Below are 2,033 nucleotides of genomic sequence, written 5' to 3'. Positions count from 1 at the left end.
GGTGGAGCCGCCACCGCCAGTGGAGGACGAACTGGCGGTCAAGCCGCCACCGCCCAAGCCGATTCCCAAGCCCAAGCCGAAACCGGTGGCCAAGCCTGAGCCCAAGCCGGCGCCGAAACCGGTCCAGCAACAGCCCGCGCCACCACAACCGGCCGCGCCTGTCGCCGCTCCAGCTCCGCCCGCGCCGCCGGCCCCGGCCCCTGTGACCCCGGCTTCCGCCAGCGCCGCATACCTGAAGAACCCGGCGCCGGAATATCCGTCGCTGGCCCAGCGTCGCGGTTGGGAAGGCACGGTGCTGCTGCGGGTGCACGTACTGGCCAGCGGCAAGCCCGGGGAGATCCAGATTCAGAAAAGCAGCGGTCGCCAGCAACTCGACGATGCGGCCCTGGCCGCAGTCAAGCGCTGGAGTTTCGTTCCGGCCAAGCAGGGCGATGTGGCCCAGGACGGCTGGGTCAGCGTACCCATAGATTTCAAGATTCATTGAGCCGCAAGGCCGATCAAATAACGCGCGCTAAACGCTTACACAGAGGGAACACATCATGACGTTACTGGCATCTCCACTGGAATCCATCGAAAGCGCGGTGATCTGGCTATTGGTGGTCTTCTCCGTCGCCACCTGGGGCCTGGCCCTGGTCAAGGGCGTGCAGTTCGCCCGCCTCAAGTCCCAGGATCGCAAGTTCCACAATCAGTTCTGGGCGGCGTCCAGCCTCGACTCTGCCGCCTCCCTGAGTGAAACCCAGCCTGGCGCGGCGGCCCGTGTGGCCCAGGCCGGCTATGCGGCGATCCAGGTCGGCGAAGCGCCCCATGCAGCGGACCTGAGCCAGGCGATCAACCATCAGGACCGTCTCGAACGCGCCCTGCGCCAGCAGATCGTACGTGAGCGCCGCTCCCTGGAAACCGGCCTGGCGGTGGTCGCCAGTATCGGCAGCACCTCGCCCTTTATCGGTCTGTTCGGCACCGTGTGGGGGATCATGGAAGCCTTGAAAGGCATCAGCGCGGCGGGCTCGGCGAGCCTGGAAACCGTGGCCGGGCCGATCGGCGCGGCCCTGGTGGCCACCGGCGTGGGGATCGCCGTCGCAGTGCCGGCGGTGCTGGTCTACAACTACTTCCTGCGGCGCTTGAAGCTCACGGCCGCGGACCTGGACGACTTCGCCCACGACTTCTACAGCCTGGCGCAGAAGAACTCGTTCCGCGTGCTGATCCACCCGAGCGTGCACAAGGCCGCGGCCCAGGGCAGCCAACAGAAAGTCAAGGAGGCGTCCTGATATGGCCTTCTCCACCCAAGACAGCGATGAAGTGCTGAGCGAGATCAACGTCACGCCGCTGGTGGACGTGATGCTGGTACTGCTGGTGGTGTTCATTGTCACCGCGCCGCTGCTGACCAACGCCATCCCGATCAACCTGCCCAAGACCGAGGCCGTGGCCCCGGTGGAGCAGAAAGACCCGCTGGTGGTGAGCATCGACGGTGCCGGCAAACTCTTTATCAACAAGGACGAGATCCAGCCGGACCTGCTGGAAACCAACTTGCAAGCGGCCAAGGCCAAGGACCCGCAAGTACGGGTCCAGCTGCAGGCCGACGATGGCGTCAACTACGGCGAAGTGGCCCGGGCCATGGCGTCCATCGAGCGCGCGGGCATTACCAAGCTGTCGGTGATTACCGCGCGCTGAAACCGAGCAACAAAGCCACGACTTTTCAGGCCGTCTCCTTGGCAGGGTGCGGCCTTTTTTTTGCCTGGCGAAAAAGCCCTCGCAAGGCCCTCCACCGAAATCGCGCCAGATGTAGGAGCTGGCTTGCCAGCGAAGGGGTCCTTGAGTGCGGTGCAAGGCTTGCGGGCCGTTTCGCCGGCAAGCCGGCTCCTACAAGAACACCACCGAAATCGCGCCAGATGTAGGAGCTGGCTTGCCAGCGAAGGCGTCCTTGAGTGCGGTGCAAGGCTTGCGGGCCCTTTCGCCGGCAAGCCGGTTCCTACAAGAACACCACCGAAATCGCGCCAGCGGTAGGCGCTGGCTTGCCAGCGAAGGCGTCCTTGAGC

At 65.1% G+C, this 2,033-nt stretch carries 3 protein-coding genes; all 3 read left to right on the top strand.

All coding sequences use genetic code 11. The features are described from left to right. Nucleotides 1–484 (top strand): energy transducer TonB (locus BLX41_RS35345; RefSeq protein ID WP_259744898.1); only part of this gene is annotated, 484 nt, incomplete at its 5' end. A 55-nt stretch (nucleotides 485–539) separates the two neighbouring features. Further along, the gene (locus BLX41_RS13930; RefSeq protein ID WP_123725356.1) at nucleotides 540–1,265 is read left to right on the top strand and encodes a MotA/TolQ/ExbB proton channel family protein; all 726 of its coding nucleotides are present in this window, start codon (nucleotides 540–542) and stop codon (nucleotides 1,263–1,265) included. A gap of 1 nt (nucleotide 1,266) precedes the next feature. Next, complete coding sequence (locus tag BLX41_RS13925) at nucleotides 1,267–1,668, top strand: ExbD/TolR family protein (RefSeq protein ID WP_011058607.1); 402 nt, start codon at nucleotides 1,267–1,269, stop codon at nucleotides 1,666–1,668. Nucleotides 1,669–2,033 lie beyond the last annotated feature (365 nt).

Source organism: Pseudomonas protegens, assembly GCF_003732485.1.
In the GTDB taxonomy this organism is placed as follows: Bacteria; Pseudomonadota; Gammaproteobacteria; order Pseudomonadales; family Pseudomonadaceae; genus Aquipseudomonas; species Aquipseudomonas protegens_B.
This window is presented reverse-complemented; position numbering and strand designations above follow the sequence as displayed.

Bases quoted from the DNA above. Each gene is read 5' to 3' on its own strand.
- BLX41_RS13925 (WP_011058607.1), top strand. From the start codon at position 1,267: ATGGCCTTCTCCACCCAAGACAGCGATGAAGTGCTGAGCGAGATCAAC.
- BLX41_RS13930 (WP_123725356.1), top strand. From the start codon at position 540: ATGACGTTACTGGCATCTCCACTGGAATCCATCGAAAGCGCGGTGATC.